Below are 19,408 nucleotides of genomic sequence, written 5' to 3'. Positions count from 1 at the left end.
TCATCCTCCTGTGGGTCCGAAGCGCTCGGTGCGCACGATCGAGGCGGGGTGGCCCGCGTCGAGGAAGAGTCGGGTCGCGGTCTCGACGAAGGGGTTCGGGCCGCAGACGAAGACCCGACCGGGGCGCCCGATGCTCGCCTCGACGGCCGCGACGTCGGCGGCGGTGAGCCGGCCGGGTGCGCGGACGTCGTCCGGCAGGCCACCGCGGGTGAAGACGTAGGCGATCTCGACGCCGGTGCCCGAGGTGGCGATCCGGTAGAGCTCGTCGGCGTAGATGACGTGGTCGGGCGTGCGGGTCGAGTAGAGCAGGTGGAAGGGCGCCGTCGAGCCCGCCTGCTGCCGCGCGCGGAGCATCGCCATCACGGGCACCACGCCCGAGCCGCCGGCGACCAGACTGACCGCCCGCTCGTCGTCCGGGGTCCAGCGGAACCAGCCGCCGACCGGCCCGCGCACCTCGAGCTCGTCGCCCTCGCGGGCGACGTCGACCAGGTACGACGAGACCTCGCCCCGGGGCACCTTCTGCACGGTGAGCTCGACGCGGTCGGTGGCCGAGGCGGAGGCGATGGAGTAGCTGCGCTGCGCCTGGTAGCCGTCCTCGGCCGTGAGGCGGACGTCGAGGTGCTGGCCCGCGTCGTGCCCCGGCCAGCCCGGCACGTCGAGCACGAGCGTGCGCGCGGTGCGGGTCTCGAGCCACGCGGACGCCACCCGGGCGCGCAGCCACGGCGTGCTGGTGCGGCGCACCGTCAGTCGCCGCTGTAGCGCTGCTCGAGCCACGGGTCGCCGTACTCGTGGTAGCCCAGGGTCTCCCAGAAGCCCGGCTCGTCGTCTTGGCGCAGCTCGATGCCGTTGACCCACTTGGCCGACTTCCACAGGTAGAGGTGGGGCACCAGCAACCGGGCGGGGCCGCCGTGCTCGGCACGCAGCTCGTCGCCGTCGTACTCGTAGGCGATCCAGGCCTTGCCGTCGAGCAGGTCCTCCAGCGGGAGGTTGGTGGTGTAGTCGCCGTAGCACCGCACCAGGGCGAACTCGGCCTCGGTCTCCTCCTCGAGCAGGGAGTCGAGCAGGACCTCGACCGACACCCCGCGCCAGGTGGTGTCGTGCTTGCTCCACCGCGTGACGCAGTGCAGGTCGACGGTGACCTCCTCGCTCGGCAGGGCCATCAGCCCGGCCCAGTCGATCGAGTGCGTCGAGCCGTCGACGTCCCGGACGTCGAGCCGCCACCGGTCGGTGTCGACCACCTGCGTCGGTCCGGCCGACAGCACCGGGAAGTCCTCGGTGAGGTACTGGCCGGGCGGCAGCGGGCGCCCGCCGTCGTCGTCCCTGCGACTGCCGAAGCCTCGGCTGACGACACCCATCGCCACTCCCCTCGCTCGCCCTCGGTGCAGGCTTCCACACCTGGGGTGCGGCGCGCAGCCCTCGGCCCGACCCGTCGGAGAATGCTGTCGTGATCCGCTACCCCGCCCTGCTGCAGCCCGGCGACACGATCGGCGTGACCGCGCCGTCGGCGGGGGTCGAGGGCGCGGGGGTCGAGCGGATCGAGTTCTGCGTCGAGTGGCTGCGGCGGGCCGGCTACGACGTCCGCGTCGGTGAGTGCCTGGTCGGGGGCGGGGTGACCTCGGCGCCGGTCGAGGATCGGGCGGCCGAGCTGACGGCGATGCTGTGCGACCCCGACGTGAGGGCCGTCGTCCCGCCGTGGGGCGGGGAGACCGCGATCGACGTGCTCGACCGGCTCGACTGGGACGCGCTGGCGGCGGCCGAGCCGACGTGGGTGGTGGGCTACTCCGACATCTCGACGCTGCTGCTGCCGATCACCACGCGGCTCGGGTGGGCCACGCTGCACGGCGACAACCTCGCCGACACCCCGATCGCACCGCCCGCCGGGCTGCTGCCGTGGCTCGCGGTCGCGTCGTCGGCGGGTCCGCACCGGCAGCGCGACTCGGGGCTGGTGGCCGACTGGTGGCGCTTCGCGGAGGACCCGCACGCCACGGAGTGGAAGCACGTCGGCACCGGCCGCTGGTCGCTGCATGGCGCCGAGTCGCTGCACGTCAGCGGCCGGCTGGTCGGCGGATGCGTCGAGACGCTGTGCAACCTCGCCGGCACCCCCTACGGCGACGTCGCCGCGTTCGGGCGCGCGCACGCCGACGACGGGCTCGTCGTGTTCGTCGAGGCCGCCGGGGACGACGCCGCCACCATCTGCCGCAACCTGCACGGGCTGCGCCTGGCCGGCTGGTTCGAGCACGCGCGGGCAGTGCTGGTCGGCCGCACCAACGCCCCGCCGACCGACACGCTCACCCAGCGGGACGCCGTCCTCGACGCCCTCGGGCCCACCGGGCTGCCGCTCGTGCTCGACGTCGAGATCGGGCACGTGCCGCCACACCTGCCGCTCGTGCAGGGCGCGGTCGCGACGGTCACGGTCGACGGCGACGTCCGCGAGATCGTGCAGGAGCACCGGTAGGGCGGCAGGTGCCCGTCCTAGGGTGGCGGCATGGGCCCGACCATCAGCTACGAGCCGCAGGCCGACGGTGACGCCGACCCGGGCGAGGTCGTGTGGGGCTGGGTGCCCTACGAGGACGACCCGAGCCAGGGCAAGGACCGGCCGGTGCTCGTGCTGGCCCGGCAGGACGACGCGCTGCTCACGCTGATGCTGTCGAGCAAGGACCACGTCGGCGCGGGGCACGTCGACGAGCCGCGGCCGGGTCAGGAGTGGTTCGACCTCGGCCCTGGGGCGTGGGACCCCGAGGGCCGGCCGAGCGAGGTGCGCCTCGACCGGGTGATCACGATGGACCCGTCGGCCGTGCGCCGCGAGGGCGCCGCCCTCGACCGGCCGCGCTTCGACGCGGTGGTGGCCGCGGCCCGGCAGGTGCTCGGCTGGTGACGGACCGTTACGGAGAGGGTCGGTGGTCATGAAGATCGCGGTGGCCGGGGGCACGGGTGTGGTCGGGAGGCACGTCGTCCGGGAGGCCGAGCAGCGGGGGCACGAGGTCGTCGTCCTGTCGCGGTCGGCCGGGGCCGACGTGCTCGGTGGCGAGGGGCTGCGCGAGCGCCTCGAGGGGTGCGAGGCGGTGGTCGACGTGCTGAACGTCGCGACGCAGAAGCGGGCCGAGGCCGAGGCCTTCTTCCGCACCACGACCACGCACCTGACCGAGGCCGAGCGGGAGGTCGGGTGCGCGCACCACGTGGTGCTCTCGATCGTCGGCATCGACCGCGTGCCGACGGGCTACTACCGCGGCAAGCTGCTGCAGGAGACGACGGCGACGGCCGGGCCGGTGCCGTCGACGATCCTGCGGGCGGCGCAGTTCCACGAGTTCGCCGAGCAGGCGCTGGGGTTCGTGCGGCTCGGTCCGGTCTCGGTCGTGCCGGCGATGCGCACCCAGCCGATCGCCGCCCGCGAGGTGGCGGCGGCGCTGGTCGAGCTCGCCGAGCAGGGGCCGAGCGGACGCGCGCCCGACCTGGCCGGTCCCGAGGTGCACCGCCTGGCCGACCTCGCCCGGCAGGTGAACGACCACAAGCACCTCGGACGACGCGTGGTCGAGGCCCGGCTGCCGGGCGCGGCCGGCCGCGCGATGCGGTCCGGCGCACTCACGACCGGCGGGCCCGGCCGGGGCCGCCAGACCTTCGCCGCGTGGCTCGCGGCGGAGCCCGCGTGAACCGCGACGCGCTGTTCGGCCGTCCCGCGCCGCGCCACCAGCCGACGCCGCCGGGCGACCCCGCCATGGCCCGGGCGCCCCGCCCGGCCGGGCTCGTGACCGAGGCGGCCGGCGTCCTGCAGGTGGCCCGGCTGCTGCGCGCCGCGCCCTGGCTCGCCCGCGCACCACGGGCGCCGGACGACGCCCCCACCGTCATCGACCTGCCCGGCTGGCTGGCGCCCGAGGCCAGCAACGTGGCGATGCGGGCCTGGCTGCGCCGGCTCGGGTACGACGTCCGCCCGTGGGGCCTGGGCACCAACCGCGGGCGCCCCGAGCGCGACGCGCAGCGGCTCGTCGAGCGCCTCGACGCCGACCCGGACGGCGGCCCCGTGGCCCTGCTCGGCTGGAGCCTCGGCGGGGTCGTGGCCCGCGAGGTCGCCCGCGCGCTGCCCGACCGCGTCACCCAGGTCATCACCTACGGCACGCCCGTCGTCGGCGGCCCGAGCCACACCGTCGTCGCGCGGCTGTGGGGCGCGCAGGAGGGCGACCGCATCGAGCAGCTCGGCCGCGAGCTCGACCGCGAGGACCCCATCCGTGCGCCGATCACCGCGATCTACACCCGTCGCGACGCCATCGTCGACTGGCGCGCCTGCCTCGACACCCGCTCGCCGCGCGTGCGCCACGTCGAGGTGCGCTCGACCCACACCGCCCTCGGCCTCGACCCCGACGTGTGGGTCACCGTCGCCGACGCGCTCGCCGGGCGGCTCGACGAGGTCTGAGCGCAGGTGTGGTCGGCCGGGCGCGGCTCACGGCGCGACGGGCCCGTCCAGGATCCGCCGTCGCGCCTCCTCCGCCGTCAGGCGGGGAGGCAGGTACTCGTGCCACCAGTCCGCGCCCGCGTCGGCGAGCGCGGCGACGTAGCGCCGTTCGCCCGCCAGGTCGCTGCGCCGCTGGCGCCCGCCGACGGCGATCACGAACGACTCGCGAGCGGCGTCCTCCCGCAGCGCCGCGACGTCGTCCGGGGTGAGGTCCTCCCAGTCCGGCGGCGGCACCCGGTAGAGGCACGCACCGTCCCAGCGCAGCGCCCGGGCTCGTGGCCGTCGCTTCGTGACGGCGCCGCCGACCCAGATCGGCACGCTCGGGGCCGCCTCCCGGATCGTGGCCAGGGCCGCCTCGGTGAGGTCGCTCCGCGAGACGGCCTCGGTCAGCGCCGGGTCGCCGAGGGGGTCACCCGAGCCGACCCCGAGGACGACCCGGCCGCCGGAGAGCGCGGCGACCGTGCGCGCCTGGAGCGCGAGCGTCGGTGGGTGGCGCGCCGGCAGCGGGGTCACCAGCGTGCCGAGGACGACGCGCGTCGTGGCCTGGGCGACCAGCGCGAGCGTCGCCCAGACGTCGTAGGTGGGCAGCCCGCCCGGGAAGGCGAGGTAGTCCTCGCAGAAGACACCGTCCCAGCCGTGCGCCTCGGCCAGCGCGGCCAGCTCGGCGATCTGGTCGGGTCGGCCCCACGCGCCGGCCGGCGTGATGTCCAGTCCGTACCTCATGCGAGCACCCTGCTCGCCGCCGCCGACACTCCGCCGCAGGAGCACGCTCAGCGGGCGTCCGCGATGTCGGTGGGCTCGGGTTGACTGTTCGCATGGCGAACACTCGACGGGTCTCCGTGCTCGGCGTCCCCGACAGCGCCGGCGCCTACTGCGTCGGCGTCGAGCGCGCACCGGCCGCGCTGCGGGCGGCCGGGCTGGTCGCGCGGCTCGAGGCGGCGGGCGTCGAGGTGCACGACGCCGGCGACCTCACCGAGCGGCGGTGGCGGCCCGACCGCGTGCGCCCGCGGGTGCAGAACCTCGACGACGAGGTCGCGGCGGTGCGCGAGACCGCGGACGCCGTCGCGGACCGCCTCGGGCCGGACGCACGGGTGCTCGTGCTGGGCGGCAGCTGCGTCGTCGCGCTCGGGCTGTGCGGCGCGTTCGTGCGGCGGGGCGAGCGGCCGCGGCTGGTCTACCTCGACCGCCACCTCGACCTGAACACGCCCGAGAGCACCGAGGAGGGGTCGCTGAGCTGGATGGGCATGGCCCACGCGCTCGGCGTCGACGGCGCCGCGCCCGAGCTGGTCGGCGCGTTCGGCGACTCTCCCCTGCTGCGGCCCGAGGACGTCGTCCACCTCGGTGTCGAGCTCGAGCAGACCACCGCGTTCGAGCGGGAGCAGGTCGAGGCGCTCGGCGTCGCGGTCGTGCCGCAGCAGCGGCTGGTCGACGCCCCCGCGGACGCCGCCACCGAGGCGCTCGGCCACCTCGGCGCGGGGCCGTTCACGGTGCACGTCGACGTCGACGTCCTCGACTTCATGGACGCGCCGCTCGCCGAGAACGTCAACGGCCGCAACCGCGGCCCCACGGTCGAGCAGCTGGGCCTCGCGCTGGCCGCGCTGCTGCGGCGTCCCGACTGCCGGGGCCTCTCGATCGGCCAGCTCGACCCGGCGCACGCCGAGTCCGACCCCGACGCGCTGAGCCGGTTCGTCGACGTCGTGGTCGCCGCTCTGACGACGTCGTGAGGTGCCCTTCGACGAGCTCAGGGTCCGCGGGCGGGCCCGGGCGTCGAGGGCCGGCGGTCTCGACGACGCTCGTTCGTCGCTGCTCGACCACCGGAGTCGCAACCCCAACGATGGTCGAGGTGCGAGGCCGGTCACGGGCGAGCCTCCTCGCACCTCGACCATCGTCGGGGCGTCCCGTGCTGGCGCGGTCGTGGAGCCCTTCGACGGGCTCAGGGTCCGTGGGGCCGCCGGGGCGCCGAGGGCCGACGTGTCAACCGACGGCGGCGGTCAGGCGTCCTCCCCTGTGTGACCCCCCTGCTGACCTCGACGACGAGAGGCCGACCGATGCGCCGCACCACCTCCACGATCCTCGCCGCCCTCACCTCCCTCGCCCTGCTCGCGGGCTGCGGCTCCGACGGCGGCACCACCGAGGCGGACGACGCCGACCCCGGCTCGGGTCGCACGCGCGACGTCGCGCCCGCGGCGTCCGACGAGCCCGCCGGTGACCCGGCCACCCCGGCCGCCTCGGCCACCTCGTCGGCCGCCCCCGACCAGTCCGGTGACACGCCCACCGAGGCGCCCGCCGTCGGCACGAGCCGCCAGGAGGGGAAGGCCTCGCAGGGCGCGAACCTGGTGCTCACCGACGTGCGCGCCGCCGAGAACGCGGGCTACGACCGCATCGTCATGGAGTTCAGCGGCACCGGCACGCCCGGCTGGGGCGTCGAGTACGTCGACGAGCCGGTGCAGGAGGGCAGCGGCAAGGCCATCGACCTCGACGGCGAGTCCTACCTGCAGGTCGTCGCCGACAGCACCACCTGGCCCGCACCCGACTACTACGACGGCCCGACCCGCATCGACCCCGAGGGCGACGGCAACGTCGACGAGGTCTACGTCGGCGGCACCTTCGAGGGCTACACCGCGCTCTACGCCGGCGTCGAGGGCGACCGCGCGCCCTTCCGGGTCTTCACCCTCACCTCACCGACGCGGCTCGTCGTGGACGTCGCCCGCAGCGACGACGACGGCGCCCCCGCCGAGCCCGCCACTCCCGCCGCCGACCTGCCGCCGTTCCCGGCCGGCACGCGGCGCCAGTCGGCCGATCCCGCGCCGCGCACGCAGCTGCTGCCGGTCGACGTCCGGGTCGCCGAGAACGACGGCTTCGACCGCGTCGTCGTCGAGTTCACCGGCCGCGGCCGGCCCGGGTGGACCGTCGACTACCGCCCGCGGGCCGTGCAGGAGGGCAGCGGCCGCGTCGTGAGGCTCCAGGGCGACACGGTGCTGCAGGTCTTCACCTCCTACACCACGTTCCTCCCGGAGTCGCGGTACTACGACGGCCCCCGCCGGCTGCGTCCGGCCGGCGACGGCAACGTCGAGGAGGTCTTCTTCGGCGGCACGTTCGAGGGCTACACCCAGCTGTTCGCCGGTCTCGACGACCGCACGCCGTTCCGGGTCTTCACGCTCAGCAACCCGACGCGCCTCGTCGTCGACGTGCAGCACGACGACTGAGCCGCCTCAGCCCGCCGCCCGGGGCGTGAAGCGGATCGGGAACCGCACGGCCCCGGTGTTGCCCGAGACGGGCAGCCACTCGCCGGGGCCGTCGGGCTCGGCGGCCGGCAGCCACTGCGCCAGCAGCGGCAGCGCCACGGCCATGTCGGTGCGGGCGACGAAGTGCCCGAGGCAGTGGTGGACGCCGGCGCCGAACCCGTGGTGCGGGGGGCGCTCCTCGGTGATGTCGAAGGCGGGGTCGGGCATGGCGTGGGGGTCGGTGCCGGCGCTGTGCGAGAGCACCTGCACGATGCCACCGCGGGGCACGTGCAGACCGAACAGGTCGACGTCCTCGACGGCCTCGCGGGTGATCCAGGTGACGGTGGGGTTGACCCGCATCACCTCCTCGACGGCGTTGCCGCCCAGCTCGGGTCGCTGCGCCAGCAGACGCCACTGGTCGGGGTGGCGCAGCAGCGTCTGCACGGCGAGGGCGAGCTGGTTGCGGGTGGTCTCCATGCCGGCGAAGGCGAGGAAGACGAGGGCGACGCCGAGCTCGTCCCGTGAGAGCCGGTCACCCTCGGTGGTGGCGCGCACGAGGTCGCTGACGAGGTCGTCGCGCGGGTGCGCGGTGCGGTCGGCGACCACCTCGTCGACGTAGCCGAGCAGCCCGTCGAGCGCCGCCTCGATGCGCGGCACCTGGTTGCCGACGTCGATGGAGAACGAGGCGCCGAGGTCGTCGGCCCAGTGGGCGACCTGGCGCCAGTGGTCCTCGGGCAGGCCGAGGAGGACGCAGATGATGCGGGCGGCGTACGGCTCGGCGAACTCCGAGACCAGCTCGACGGTGCCACGCGCGGCGAACGCCTCGACCAGCTCGAGCGCGAGGGCCTGGAACCGCGGTCGCATCGCCTCGATGGTGCGCTTGCGGAACGCCGGCACCAGCAGCCGCCGGATGCGGGCGTGGTCGTCGCCCTCGAGGCTGAGCAGGGTCTCGGCCCACCAGTCGTGGAACAGGCCGGAGTGGATGCCGTTCTGCTCCGGCCACCGCGCGTTGCCCTGCCGGAACCGCCGGTCGCGCAGCAGCGCCCCCGCCTCGGCGTGGCGCAGGACCGCCCAGCCCCAGTTCGTCTCGACGTACCAGTCGCGCTCGCGCGCGCGGTGCACCGGCGGCGAGGTGACGTCGAACCCCGGGTCGGAGAGGTCGAAGGACGGCGGCGCGTCGACACCCGTCACGTGGCTCACGCGGCCCAGCCTGGCACGGCGCGGTCGGCGAGGCCGGCGGGGCCGGCGGTCAGGTCGAGGGCACGGCGACGACGGTGATCGCGGCCCGGGTCCAGTCGACGTCGCCGTCGACCTCGGTGCAGCGCAGCTGGACGGTGTGCGTCGCGGCGGCGCTGTCGACGACGAAGGCACTGGTGGTGAGGGTGCCGGTGTAGTAGCCGTCGGCGCTGTAGAGCACCCGTGGCCCACCCGCGGCGGCGCGGCTCTCGCCGACGTGGACGTCGGTGCTGGGGATGACGTTGCCGTCGACCACGATCTGGCAGTAGCCACCGGTCGCGGCCGTCGAGTCGGAACCGGCGCCGGGTCCGATGGTGTCGTCGAACGCCGCGGTGCCCCAGCCCGACCGGGCCTGGATGGTGAGCGTGCTCAGTGCCTTGAGCTTGATCTGCAGCGACGCGCACACCTCGCCGTTCTCGTCGTCGTCGCTGCACGTCGCGCCGTAGCCGGTCGTGCCGAACTGCTGCACGGCCGGGCCGGGCCGGGCACCCGGGCTCAGGTCGGCCAGGCCGATGCTGCCGTCGCGGACGTCGACCCCGCTCACGGCTCCGGTCGCCAGCTCGCTGGCGCCGACGGCGTTCGGGGCGATCTGGAACGCCTTGACGCTGTCCTTCGGCAGCTGGGCGGCGGCGTAGGACGCACCACCGCCGACGGCGAGACCGAGGGCCAGCAGGGCCGCGCCCGGCTGGCGGAGGAGGCGGTGCGGCACGGCAGGTCCTTCGTTCGAGGCGGCGGGGCAGACCCCCGTTCGCGACGAGCATGGGCCTCGCCGGGCCCGCCGCCCATGGCCCGAACGGGCCATGTCTGGCCCCGGCGTCCGACCACGACCGGTTCAGGACCGCGCCAAGGGGTACCGCAGAGGTACACGGCGCCGCGGTGGATCCCCGTGCCGGCGTGCAGGCTCGGCGGGCTCGAGACACGTGGCCCGCCGAGCCGCCGGTGTCGCTCAGGCGTCGGTGCGACCCGGGGTGGCGCCGTGCGCCGGGTCGGTGACCGGCTCGGACACCGGCCGCGTGGCCGGGTCGGCCGGGGTGGCCGGGGTGGCCGGGGTGCCGGCCGCCGTCCCGTCGGCCGAGCCGCCCTTCATGTCGGGTCCGGTGACGGGGTGGTAGTCGTCGGCGGTGTGGTCGACCCGCGGGTCGAGGGCGTCGGCCTCGCGCACCAGGTCCTCCTGCTCGGCACGCTCGCGCTGGGCCTCCTGGCGGCGGGCCTCGGCCTCCTGCTCGGCACGCTGCGCCGCAGCCCGGGCCTGCTCGGCCCGGGCCTCGGCCTGGGCGGCCTGCTGCTCGGTGCGGTCGGCGCTGACCTGCTGCTCGGCGGCGCGGCCGCGCAGCTGGTCGGACTCGGCCAGCCGCTGCTCGTTCGCGCGCCGGTCGCGCTTGCGCTGCAGGACGACCACGAGGGCGACGAGGGCCAGCACGACGACGACTGCGACGACGATCCAGATGACGGTGCTCATCGCTCCACCCGACCGCCTCGGCCCGGACGGGTCTACACCCCGGGGGACCGGTGGCGGTCCCCCGGGGTGCTCGGGGGGAGGGTGGCGGGGCGGGCGGGTCAGCGCACCCGCACCACCACGGCGCGGCTCGCCGAGCGACGGACGTCGGCGGCACCCAGGTAGGTCGCCCGCAGCACGTGCCGGCCGGCGGCCAGCCTCGGCAGGGCCAGGGTGAACGTCGTCCGGCCGGCGTGCGCGGCGCGGCGGGGCACGACCACGGTGGCGATCGTGCGGGTGCCGTCGGTGACGACGACCTTCCCGCGCGGGGCGCGGCCGGCGACGATCTGCACCCGGGCGCTCCCTCGGCCGGCGCGTAAGGCCGTGACCCTCGACAGCGTCGTGGTCGAGCGGACCGGGGCCGCGGCGACCACGTAGCGGACCTCGGCCCGGGTCAGCCAGCCGGCGGCGTCGGTGGCCTGCACCACCAGCATGTGCCGGCCCGGGGTCAGGTCGAGCTGCGGCAGTCCGCCGCGGTGCGCGTCGCCGTCCCGCAGCGCCGCGCACGAGACGACGCCCGAGACGGCGTCGTCGCAGGTGAAGGTCGGCACCGGCCGCGAGGTCGTCGTCAGGCGCTGGCCCGGGCGCGGGTAGGCGACGTCGACGACGGGACGCGTGGTGTCGACGTCGACCTGCATCGACCCGACGCCGCTGGCGTTGCCCGCGCGGTCGGCCGCCGCCCACCTGAGCACGTGGCGTCCCTCGCCGACCAGCACGTCGCGCCGGTCGGTCTGCTGCGAGCTGACCACGCCGTCGAGGTCGAGGTCGGTGTGGTGCACGCCGGTGCGGGTCTCGTGGTCGACCAGGGGGTCCTCCGCGGTGACGCGGACGCCGACGGGCGTCGTCCACCACGCGCCCTGGCGCTGGCCGCTGCTGACGGTGGCCTCCAGGGTCGGGGCGGTGACGTCGTCCGCGACGACGTCGTAGGCGTACTGCCGGGTGGCGGTGTTGCCGGCGACGTCGGTGGCGGTCACGGTGAGCACGTGGCGGCCGCGGGTGGCGGTGTCGAGCAGTGCGGGCGAGCCGCCGCGGCCGCTCAGGCACGACCGGGCGCCGGAGAGCACGTCGGTGCAGTCGAAGCCGACCAGCTGGTGGCCGCCGACGGACAGGGTGACGGGGTCGGTGCGGTCGAAGGCGACCGCCGGGTCGGTGGCGTCGACCTGCACGGTGACACTGCCCTCGCGGTGGCCGCCGCCCGACCCGTTGACGCTGTAGGTGAGCTGCGAGATGCCCTCGGCGGTCACCTCGATCCGGGCGCCGGACTCGTCGACGGCGCCGGAGGCGACCACCTGGCCGCCGTGGCGCAGGGTCCAGCCCGACGGCGCGAGCTCGTCGAGGGTGGTGACCGAGATGCCGACCTCGACGCTGTCGGCAAACCAGCCGTCGGTGGCGTCGGGCACGGTGACGGTCACCTGCGGCGTGGGGCCGACGGGGCCGTCGTCCCCCGGTCCGCCGACCGTCTCGGCGGCGGCGTGGGGCAGGGCGAGCGCCGGCACCGCCAGCGCGGTGAGGACGCCGGCGGCGAGCCGGCGGGTGAGGGTGCTCATGGGTCTCACGCTGGTGGGTGCGGGTCGGGGGTGGTGGAGCAGGCGCCTCACCGGCGCGGGCCGGTGACGAGGCGGTGGGCGGCGACGAACAGGGGCGCCCAGCACGCGAGGCCGACGGGGACGGCGATCGCGGCGGGCAGGCCCACGGCGCCGATCGCGAAGGCGGCCAGGGGCAGCGGGGCGAGCCACCAGCTGATGACGCGGGCGCGGGCCAGGCCGATGAACGTCAGCGGGATCAGCAGCAGCACGACCTGCCCGGAGAACAGCCAGACGGCGACCGAGACGCCGAGGTCGTCCTGGACCGCGACCGTCTCCTCGACGCCGATCCGGCTGCCGAGGTCGGCGACGAAGAAGTCGACCATCAGCAGGCCGGAGATCTGGATGGCGGCCGCGGCGCCGGCGACGGCGGCGACCGTGGTGAGCCCCCGGCCGCGGCGTCCACGCACCAGGCCGATCACGGCCAGCAGGCCGAAGGCGAAGAAGAACCAGGAGTAGTGGAGCAGGTTGGCCGACAGGGCGGCCTGCGTCGGGTGGTCGGCCAGCGAGGCGACGTAGCCGGCCGAGGTCAGGTCGTCCTGGTGGGGTGCGGTGGCCAGGCCGGCGGTGAAGACGATCGGCGCCAGGGCCAGGCACACGCCGCCGAGGCGGGGCAGCAGCCGGCTGGGCGCGTCGTCCGGTGTGGTCGTGGGGGTCAGCGGGTCGGTGGTCAGGGTGGTCATCGGTGGGTCCTTCTCGTCGGGGTGGGTTCGTGACGAGGAGGAAGCTAGGAAGACCGCCTTGCCCCGACCTGACGCCCGACCGGGTCAGCGCGACGCAAGCCCGCACAAGGGCCGGCCTCGGAGGGCCGGTGGTTTCGACGACGCTCGTTCCTCGCTGCTCAACCACCGGAGTCGGCGTCCACCCGGTGGTCGAGCAGGCCGAGCGTCTGCGCGAGGCCGTCGTCGAGACCCCGGAAAGTCAACGCGAACGTTCGCGCGGACGGCCGTGCCCTTTTACAAGCTCAGGGTCCGTCTGGCTGGGCTGGCCTCGGAGGGCCGGTGGTTTCGACGACGCTCAACCACCGGAGTCGGGGTCCACCGGTGGTCGAGCAGGCCGAGCGTCTGCGCGAGGCCGTTGTCGAGACCCCGGAAGGTCGACGCGAACGTTCGCGCGGACGGCCGTGCCCTTCGACAAGCTCAGGGTCCGTCTGGCTGGGCTGGCCTCGGAGGGCCGGTGGTCTCGACGACGCTCAACCACCGGAGTCGGCGTCCACCCGGTGGTCGAGCAGGCCGAGCCCCTGCGCGAGGCCGTCGTCGAGACCTCGGATGGTCCACACCAACGTCCGCGCGGGACGGTCGGGTCCTTCGACGGGCTCAGGGTCCGTGCGGGGAGGTCGGCGTCGGACGGCCGGTGGTCGCGTGCGGGTCAGGCGAAGGCGTGGGTGCCCTGCTCGACCGCGACGCGGTGGGCGGTCTCGCGCTCGGCGGCGACGGCGGCGGGGTCGGTGCCGCGGGCCTCGAACAGGTCGGCACGGAGGGTGTGGAGGCGGGCGGCGAAGAGACGGTTGCCGGTGGCGTCCTGGGCGGCGGAGGCGGCGTCGAGGTCGGCCTCGGCGCCGTCGAGGTCGCCGGCGACCAGACGCACCTGCGCCCGCAGCCCGTGCATCGCCGGCCGGTGCGCGTGGGAGGGGAAGACGGCGAGGGCGGACAGGGCGGCGTCCAGGTCGGCCATCGCCGAGCCGGGCTCGAGCCGCTCGCGGGCCCACGCCTCGAAGAGGTCGATGACCATCAGCGCCTCGACGAAGCGGTGCCGCTCGGCCAGCACCCGCGCGGCGCGGAGCCGCGCGAGGGCCTCGACCGGCTCGTCGGCCAGCGCGTGGCCGATGCTCGCGTTGGTGTCGCAGTAGGCGACCGAGGTGACCGACACGTGGGGCAGGTGGCGGTCGAGCTCGTCGAGGCTCGCGGTGGCCGCCGCGCGGTCGCCGGCGAGCCGCTCGACCACGCTGCGATAGACGAGCGTGGCGCACTGCGGCTCGAGCGGGAAGACCCCGGACGGCGCGCCCCGCATGGCCTGCCCGCCCAGCGCAGTGATCTCGGCGAACGCCGCGGCCGACTCCGCCAGCCGTCCACGGTGCAGCAGCCCCTGGGCGCGCGCCAGGTGGGCGGCGACCCGCATCAGGTCGTCGTCGGCGGCCTCGGCGGCGCCGGCCATCTCCTCGACCAGGTTCGCGACGCCGTCGAGGTCGTCGAACCAGATCAGCCGCGCGAACTGCGCCTGGTGGACGGCGAGCAGCTCGCGCGCCCCGCCGTGGCGCCGGATGAGCTCGACGACGCGCTCGTGCTGGCCGGCCGCGCCGGGAGCACCGGGCCCGTAGGTGGCGGTGTACAGCGACCACAGCCGCACCCGCACCGTCAGCTCGCGCCCCGCCCCCCGGTCCCCCGGCAGGCGGGCGGTCAGCTCGAGCGCGCGCAGCAGCAGCGACTCGGCCTCGGGGAAGTTGGTGCGCAGCAGCGCGACCCGCGCCGCGTCGAGGTTCAGCTCGACGGCCCGCACCAGCTCGTCCTCGCTGCCGGAGGCGGCCAGATGGAAGGCGAGCCGCTCGGCCTGCTCCGGCGTGACGTTCTCGCCGCGTGCCTCCAGGGCCTGTGCGACGCGGGTGTGCAGCCGGCGCAGCCGTGCGGGACCGGTGACGTCGAGCAGCGTCTGCTGGGTGAGCGCGTGCACGAAGCGGTGACGTCCGATGCGGCCCGGCTCGGAGACCACGATGCCGAGCTCGGTGGCGCGGTCGACGGCCTCGTCGACGTCGTCCTCGTCGAGCCCGCAGGCCGCCTCGAGCAGCGCGAGGTCGAAGGTGCGGCCCACCACGGCGGCGACGCGCAGCACGGTGCGGTCGGTCTCGGGCAGCCGGTCGAGGCGACGTGCGATGACGTCGCGGATGCTGTCGGGCACGACGTCGTCCAGCGGTGCTGCGTCGTCGCCGTGGTGGGCGACGTCGGTGACCAGCAGCCGCACCAGCTCGCCGACGAAGAACGGGTTGCCGCCGGTGCGCTCGGCCAGCGCGGACGACGTCGCGTGGTCGGGCAGGCTGCCGGTGCGGTCGGCGACGTAGGCGGCCACCGCCTCGGGCTCGAGGCCGCCGAGGTCGACCCGCTCACCGCGGCCCGAGCGGGCGAGCGAGGTGAGCAGCTCGCTGCCGGTGCGCACCGCCTCGTCGGTGGGCGAGCGCACCGTGAGCACCAGCGCCAGCCGGGCGCTGCGCACATGGCCGACGACGTACTCGGCGAGCTCGCGGCTGCCGGGGTCGGCCCAGTGCATGTCCTCGAGCAGCATCACGACCGTCTGCCCGTCGGCCACCGCCTCGAGGAACGCCGCGACCGCGGCGTAGAGCACGAGCTGGGCCCCGTCGGACGGCGTCACGGGGGGCGGGGCGGACGGCGTCCGGTCGGCCAGCGCGGGCACCAGCGCGGCGACCCCCGCGCCGCGACCGCCCAGCGCGCGGTCGAGGGCTCCGGGGTCGACGCGGCCGAGCTGGTCGACCAGCGACTCCAGGGCCTGCAGCCACGGCCACAGCACCGGCGCGCCCTCGTGCTGCCAGCAGCGGCCCCACGCCACCAGCGCGCCGCGGCGTGCGGCGAGCCCGGCGGCCTCCTCGAGCAGCCGGCTCTTGCCGATCCCCGCCTCCCCCACCACCGCGACGGGCGTGGCGGTGCCGGCGGCGGCGCGGTCGACGGCCTCGGCGAGGCGGGCGAGCTCACGCTCGCGCCCGACCAGCCGGGGGCCGGTCGGGGCGGCGGAGTCGACGTCGGCGCGCACGGGCGGGGCCGGCGCGGCGTCGGCGACCGTGAGCCCGCCGGCGGGCGCCGCGGGTGGGTCGAGGGCGGCGTCCTGACGCAGGATCGCCTCGTGCAGCGCCCGCAGGTCGGGGCCGGGGTCGATGCCGAGCTCGTCGGCCATGAGCTCGCGGACGACGGCGTAGTGGCGCAGTGCCTCTGCCTGCCGGCCGCTGCGGTAGAGCGCGAGCAGGTAGGCGCGCTGCAGGCCCTCGCGCAGCGGGTGCTCGGCGACGAGCGCCCCGGCCTCGCCGACCAGTGACTCGTGGCGTCCCAGGGACAGGTCGACCTGCGCGGCCAGCTCGAGCGCGTCGAGGCGGAGGCCCGCGAGCCGGTCGGCCTCGCGGCGGGCGAACTCGGCGGCGACGTCGGCGTAGGCGTCGCCGCGCCACAGCGCGAGGGTGCCGCGCACGAGGGTGCGTGCGCGGGCGGGGTCGTCGGCGGCCAGGGCGCGGGCCTCGCGCACGTCCTCGACGAAGCGCTGCGCGTCGAGCGAGCGGCGCGGGACGTCGAGCGCGTAGCCGGGCGCGCGGGTCACCAGCACCGACGGCACCTCGGCGCCGTCCGGGCCGAAGGTGCGCAGGCTGGCCCGCAGCCGCGAGACGTAGGCGTGCACGGTGGGCGCCGGGTTGGCCGGGGGCTCGCCGTCCCAGATGCGGTCGGCGATCAGGTCGAGGCCGACGACGTGGCCGGGCTCGAGCGCCAGCGCCGCCAGCAGCGTCCGCCGGCGGGCCGGGCCGAGCTCGGCCGGCCGGCCGTCGACCAGGACGCGCAGCGGTCCGAGGACCTCGACCTCCGGCTCCACGTGCGCCCCCTCAGTCCGCGACGACGGGCTCGGGCGGGGCGACCGGCTCGGCGGGCGCTGCGGGCACGGTCTGGGAGGTGCCGAGCGCGATGGCCAGGCGCTCGGCCGGGGTCGGGCGGTCGGTGGGCGGGACGGTGGGCGGGACGGTGGGCGGGACGTGCTCGCTGGTCATCGTGGTCTCTCCGGGGGGATCGGGTGGTGGGAGCCCACACCGTCGCAGCCCGACCTTGCGCATTCCTTGACCGCGCCCGGACGACGCCGTCCCAGCTCGGGCAGCGGCGCGTCAGGACGCCGCAAGGGCGCGTTCCTAGCGTCCGGCCCGACACCCGGTCGGCCCCCGACCATCCCGCTCATCGAGGAGACATCATGCTCGTCCGTTCCCGTGCCGGCACCGCGTTCGCCGGACTCACCCTCGCCGCCGCCGCGCTCGCCGGCCCGCTGCCGGGCGCCGTCCACGCCGCCGACGCCGCCGACGCCGCCGAGGCCGCCACCGCGCCGTCCCCCGCCGCGGCGGCCCCGGCCGCGGCGTCGCCGTCCGGCAGCGTCGTCTTCGTCCGCAACTACAACGTGTGGATCGCGCGCGCCGACGGCACGGTCCAGCGCCCGCTCACCTCCGACGGCAGCTTCGGCAACCAGTGGCTCTCGCCGTCGCAGGCCGACGACGGCACCGTCGTCGCCGCGCACGACGAGCGGATCGTGGTGATGAACCCCGCCGGCCGCGTGCTGCGCCGGCTCGACCCGCCCGCTCTCACGAGCTCGGTCGGCGAGCGCCTCGACGGCACCCCCACCGACGTCGCCATCTCGCCCGACGGGTCGCTGGTCGCCTACACCTTCGCGCTGTTCAGCTGCCCGCCCGCCGCCGACTGCGACACGCGCTCGGTGACCGCCTACACCCGCGTCGACGAGGTCACCGACCCTGCCCGCTTCGGGACGACGTTCGGCGACGCCCCCGGCTGGATCGGCGACCACCGCACCGTGCAGGGCGGCGGGCAGATCCCCGTCGTCCGGCTGCACGACCTCGGCACCACCGGCGGCTTCGAGTGGTTCCGCGACAGTCAGATTAGCTCGCCCGGACGCGAGCTGACCGAGCCGGCCGTCTCGCGCGACGGGCAGTTCGTCGCCTCGATCCGCGGGTGGGGCGACCACACCAGCGTGCTGTGGTCGCGCGTGAACGGCTCGGCCTCCACCGGCCGGCCCGGCGTGCCGACGCCGGTCGCCGAGACCAACGAGGAGCCGCTGTCGGGTCCCGCGTTCTCGGCCGACGGTGCCGTGCTCGCCTGGACCACCGCGGCCGGCATCACCTACAAGCCCGAGCCCGGTGACTGGCGGGTGCAGCCGGTGCTGACCATCGATCGCGGCTCGCAGCCGTCGTTCTCGGCGGCGCGGTACTCGGTGCCGGCGCCGCAGGTCGTGACGCGCCCGAGCATCAGCGGCACCGCGAAGGCCGGCCGCACCCTCACCGCCCGGCCCGGCAGCTGGACGCCGGGGACGACGTCCCTCGCCTACACCTGGCTGCGCGACGGCAGGCCCGTCGCCGGCGCGCGGGCGAGGACCTACCGCGTCGGGTCCCGCGACGCCGGCCACCGGATCTCGGTGCGTGTCACCGCGAAGGGCGCCGGCGGCACCACCACGGTCACGTCCACCGCGGTGCGCGTCGGCCGGTAGGTCAGTACCAGCCGTGGGCCCGCAGCTGCGCCTCGCTGAGCCCGAAGGCGTGCCCGACCTCGTGCCCGAGCACCTTCATCACGCGGTCGGGCACGTCGTCGACGGTGGCGCAGTCGCTGAGGATCGCGCGGCGGTACAACGTGATGGTGTCGGGCAGGCTGCCGGGCACCCGGTCGCCGGTGCGGGTGCGGGGCACGCCGCGGTAGAGACCGAACAGGCGGCGTCCCGGCACCCGCTCCGACGGCAGCGGCTGCTCGCGCACCAGGACGGCCACGTTCTTGATGAGCTCGATCGCCTCGTCGGGCAACCGGTCGAGGGCCTGCTGCACGATCTCGTCGAACTCGTCGGGGGGCACGAGGTCGGCACGCACCCCACCAGTGTGCCGGGTCTGGCAGACTCCGCCCCGTGTCACAGGGGACGCCGCCGCCCGCCACGCCGGAGCGACGCGCCGTCGTCGTCGAGGACGACGAGGACATCCGCTCGCTCATCGAGTTCACGCTCAGCACCCAGGGCTTCGACGTCCGCTCGGTCGAGACCGGGCTGGACGGCGTCGAGGCCGTGCGCCGCTTCGACCCCGACCTGGTCACGCTCGACATCGGGCTGCCGGGCATCGACGGCATCGAGGCGTGCCGCCGCATCCGCGAGATCACCGACGCCTACGTCGTCATGATCACCGCCCGCGACGACGAGATCGACCGGCTGCTCGGACTCGAGACCGGCGCCGACGACTTCCTCTCCAAGCCCTTCAGCGTGCGCGAGCTGAAGGCGCGCGTGAACGCGCTGTTCCGCCGTCCGCGCCACACCTCGGACGGCGCCGCGCCGGCCGCGCCCGCCGTCCCCGACCACGAGGTGCTCGAGCACGGGCAGCTGCGCGTCGACGTCGACGGCCGCCGCGCCTTCCGCGGCGCCGACGAGCTGGTGCTCACCCGCACCGAGTTCGACCTGCTCACCGAGCTGATGCGCACCCCCGCCCGGGTCTGGACCCGCGAGGCGCTGCTGCGCTCGGTGTGGGGCACCGAGTGGGCCGCCGACACCCACCTCGTCGAGGTGCACATCGGCAACCTGCGTCGCAAGCTCGGCGACTCCTCCGGCCCCGACAAGCTCATCCGCACCGTCCGGGGCGTCGGCTACCGGATGGAATGAGCCGTGGCTCCGCGAGGGACGAGTGCCTCGCGCATGGTCG

At 75.8% G+C, this 19,408-nt stretch carries 19 protein-coding genes; 8 read left to right on the top strand and 11 right to left on the bottom strand.

All coding sequences use genetic code 11. The features are described from left to right. On the bottom strand, nucleotides 1-741 hold the full coding sequence (locus tag ABEA04_RS15970) for a ferredoxin reductase (RefSeq protein ID WP_345460711.1): 741 nt from the start codon (nucleotides 739-741) through the stop codon (nucleotides 1-3). Between the two features lie 2 nt (nucleotides 742-743). After that, nucleotides 744-1,355, bottom strand: a complete 612-nt coding sequence (locus ABEA04_RS15965; protein WP_345460708.1) for a sulfite oxidase-like oxidoreductase — start codon at nucleotides 1,353-1,355, stop codon at nucleotides 744-746. An 89-nt stretch (nucleotides 1,356-1,444) separates the two neighbouring features. Between ABEA04_RS15965 and ABEA04_RS15960 the strand changes: the two genes are divergently transcribed. Genes ABEA04_RS15960 through ABEA04_RS15945 form a run of 4 tightly spaced genes read left to right on the top strand, consistent with a single transcriptional unit; the run spans nucleotide 1,445 to nucleotide 4,405 of the window. Further along, the gene (locus tag ABEA04_RS15960) at nucleotides 1,445-2,455 is read left to right on the top strand and encodes a S66 family peptidase (RefSeq protein ID WP_345460705.1); all 1,011 of its coding nucleotides are present in this window, start codon (nucleotides 1,445-1,447) and stop codon (nucleotides 2,453-2,455) included. Nucleotides 2,456-2,485: 30 nt separating this feature from the next. Continuing rightward, complete coding sequence (locus ABEA04_RS15955) at nucleotides 2,486-2,875, top strand: type II toxin-antitoxin system PemK/MazF family toxin (RefSeq protein WP_345460702.1); 390 nt, start codon at nucleotides 2,486-2,488, stop codon at nucleotides 2,873-2,875. Nucleotides 2,876-2,903: 28 nt separating this feature from the next. Further along, nucleotides 2,904-3,647, top strand: coding sequence for an SDR family oxidoreductase (locus ABEA04_RS15950; protein ID WP_345460699.1), 744 nt, complete (start codon nucleotides 2,904-2,906; stop codon nucleotides 3,645-3,647). Next, nucleotides 3,623-4,405, top strand: coding sequence for an alpha/beta hydrolase (locus ABEA04_RS15945; protein ID WP_345460696.1), 783 nt, complete (start codon nucleotides 3,623-3,625; stop codon nucleotides 4,403-4,405). The genes ABEA04_RS15950 and ABEA04_RS15945 overlap by 25 nt, the downstream gene beginning before the upstream one ends. Before the next feature lie 27 nt (nucleotides 4,406-4,432). Here the strand turns inward: ABEA04_RS15945 and ABEA04_RS15940 are convergent, their stop codons facing one another. Beyond that, nucleotides 4,433-5,167, bottom strand: a complete 735-nt coding sequence (locus tag ABEA04_RS15940; protein WP_345460693.1) for an LLM class flavin-dependent oxidoreductase — start codon at nucleotides 5,165-5,167, stop codon at nucleotides 4,433-4,435. A gap of 92 nt (nucleotides 5,168-5,259) precedes the next feature. Between ABEA04_RS15940 and ABEA04_RS15935 the strand changes: the two genes are divergently transcribed. After that, nucleotides 5,260-6,168, top strand: a complete 909-nt coding sequence (locus ABEA04_RS15935; protein ID WP_345460690.1) for an arginase family protein — start codon at nucleotides 5,260-5,262, stop codon at nucleotides 6,166-6,168. A 324-nt stretch (nucleotides 6,169-6,492) separates the two neighbouring features. Continuing rightward, a complete protein-coding gene (locus tag ABEA04_RS15930; protein WP_345460687.1) occupies nucleotides 6,493-7,650 on the top strand; it encodes an AMIN-like domain-containing (lipo)protein in 1,158 nt (385 codons plus the stop codon). A gap of 6 nt (nucleotides 7,651-7,656) precedes the next feature. On the opposite strand, the gene ABEA04_RS15925 is transcribed toward ABEA04_RS15930, so the two are convergent. The 7 genes from ABEA04_RS15925 to ABEA04_RS15895 all read right to left on the bottom strand — a co-directional run bounded on the left by ABEA04_RS15925 (nucleotide 7,657) and on the right by ABEA04_RS15895 (nucleotide 16,732). Beyond that, on the bottom strand, nucleotides 7,657-8,868 hold the full coding sequence (locus tag ABEA04_RS15925; protein WP_345460684.1) for a cytochrome P450: 1,212 nt from the start codon (nucleotides 8,866-8,868) through the stop codon (nucleotides 7,657-7,659). Between the two features lie 49 nt (nucleotides 8,869-8,917). Continuing rightward, nucleotides 8,918-9,613: a hypothetical protein gene (locus ABEA04_RS15920; RefSeq protein WP_345460682.1), complete on the bottom strand. Its 696-nt coding sequence runs from the start codon at nucleotides 9,611-9,613 to the stop codon at nucleotides 8,918-8,920. 237 nt (nucleotides 9,614-9,850) lie between these two features. Continuing rightward, nucleotides 9,851-10,363, bottom strand: a complete 513-nt coding sequence (locus tag ABEA04_RS15915; RefSeq protein WP_345460680.1) for a hypothetical protein — start codon at nucleotides 10,361-10,363, stop codon at nucleotides 9,851-9,853. A gap of 98 nt (nucleotides 10,364-10,461) precedes the next feature. Next, nucleotides 10,462-11,946, bottom strand: a complete 1,485-nt coding sequence (locus ABEA04_RS15910; protein ID WP_345460677.1) for a hypothetical protein — start codon at nucleotides 11,944-11,946, stop codon at nucleotides 10,462-10,464. Between the two features lie 47 nt (nucleotides 11,947-11,993). Further along, the gene (locus tag ABEA04_RS15905; RefSeq protein WP_345460674.1) at nucleotides 11,994-12,665 is read right to left on the bottom strand and encodes a hypothetical protein; all 672 of its coding nucleotides are present in this window, start codon (nucleotides 12,663-12,665) and stop codon (nucleotides 11,994-11,996) included. Nucleotides 12,666-13,350: 685 nt separating this feature from the next. Next, nucleotides 13,351-16,560, bottom strand: coding sequence for an ATP-binding protein (locus ABEA04_RS15900; protein WP_345460671.1), 3,210 nt, complete (start codon nucleotides 16,558-16,560; stop codon nucleotides 13,351-13,353). A gap of 10 nt (nucleotides 16,561-16,570) precedes the next feature. After that, a complete protein-coding gene (locus tag ABEA04_RS15895) occupies nucleotides 16,571-16,732 on the bottom strand; it encodes a hypothetical protein (protein WP_345460668.1) in 162 nt (53 codons plus the stop codon). A gap of 194 nt (nucleotides 16,733-16,926) precedes the next feature. Here ABEA04_RS15895 and ABEA04_RS15890 point away from each other — a divergent pair, with 194 nt between their 5' ends. After that, a complete protein-coding gene (locus tag ABEA04_RS15890; RefSeq protein ID WP_345460665.1) occupies nucleotides 16,927-18,225 on the top strand; it encodes a TolB-like translocation protein in 1,299 nt (432 codons plus the stop codon). Between the two features lies 1 nt (nucleotide 18,226). Here ABEA04_RS15890 and ABEA04_RS15885 read toward each other — a convergent pair whose 3' ends face one another. Then, entirely contained in the window at nucleotides 18,227-18,595 is a 369-nt protein-coding gene (locus tag ABEA04_RS15885) for a metallopeptidase family protein (protein WP_345460662.1), read from the bottom strand. Nucleotides 18,596-18,630: 35 nt separating this feature from the next. On the opposite strand from ABEA04_RS15885, the gene ABEA04_RS15880 reads away from it, so the two are divergent. After that, nucleotides 18,631-19,368: a response regulator transcription factor gene (locus ABEA04_RS15880; protein WP_345460659.1), complete on the top strand. Its 738-nt coding sequence runs from the start codon at nucleotides 18,631-18,633 to the stop codon at nucleotides 19,366-19,368. Nucleotides 19,369-19,408 lie beyond the last annotated feature (40 nt).

Source organism: Nocardioides marinquilinus (assembly GCF_039543705.1).
GTDB classification, from domain to species: Bacteria; Actinomycetota; Actinomycetes; order Propionibacteriales; family Nocardioidaceae; genus Nocardioides; species Nocardioides marinquilinus.
Note: the sequence above shows the minus strand (reverse complement) of the source record. Positions and strands in the feature narration are given on the sequence as shown.

Bases quoted from the DNA above. Each gene is read 5' to 3' on its own strand.
- ABEA04_RS15940 (WP_345460693.1), bottom strand. From the start codon at position 5,167: ATGAGGTACGGACTGGACATCACGCCGGCCGGCGCGTGGGGCCGACCC.
- ABEA04_RS15930 (WP_345460687.1), top strand. From the start codon at position 6,493: ATGCGCCGCACCACCTCCACGATCCTCGCCGCCCTCACCTCCCTCGCC.
- ABEA04_RS15935 (WP_345460690.1), top strand. From the start codon at position 5,260: ATGGCGAACACTCGACGGGTCTCCGTGCTCGGCGTCCCCGACAGCGCC.
- ABEA04_RS15955 (WP_345460702.1), top strand. From the start codon at position 2,486: ATGGGCCCGACCATCAGCTACGAGCCGCAGGCCGACGGTGACGCCGAC.
- ABEA04_RS15895 (WP_345460668.1), bottom strand. From the start codon at position 16,732: ATGACCAGCGAGCACGTCCCGCCCACCGTCCCGCCCACCGTCCCGCCC.
- ABEA04_RS15950 (WP_345460699.1), top strand. From the start codon at position 2,904: ATGAAGATCGCGGTGGCCGGGGGCACGGGTGTGGTCGGGAGGCACGTC.
- ABEA04_RS15890 (WP_345460665.1), top strand. From the start codon at position 16,927: ATGCTCGTCCGTTCCCGTGCCGGCACCGCGTTCGCCGGACTCACCCTC.
- ABEA04_RS15910 (WP_345460677.1), bottom strand. From the start codon at position 11,946: ATGAGCACCCTCACCCGCCGGCTCGCCGCCGGCGTCCTCACCGCGCTG.
- ABEA04_RS15905 (WP_345460674.1), bottom strand. From the start codon at position 12,665: ATGACCACCCTGACCACCGACCCGCTGACCCCCACGACCACACCGGAC.
- ABEA04_RS15965 (WP_345460708.1), bottom strand. From the start codon at position 1,355: ATGGGTGTCGTCAGCCGAGGCTTCGGCAGTCGCAGGGACGACGACGGC.
- ABEA04_RS15915 (WP_345460680.1), bottom strand. From the start codon at position 10,363: ATGAGCACCGTCATCTGGATCGTCGTCGCAGTCGTCGTCGTGCTGGCC.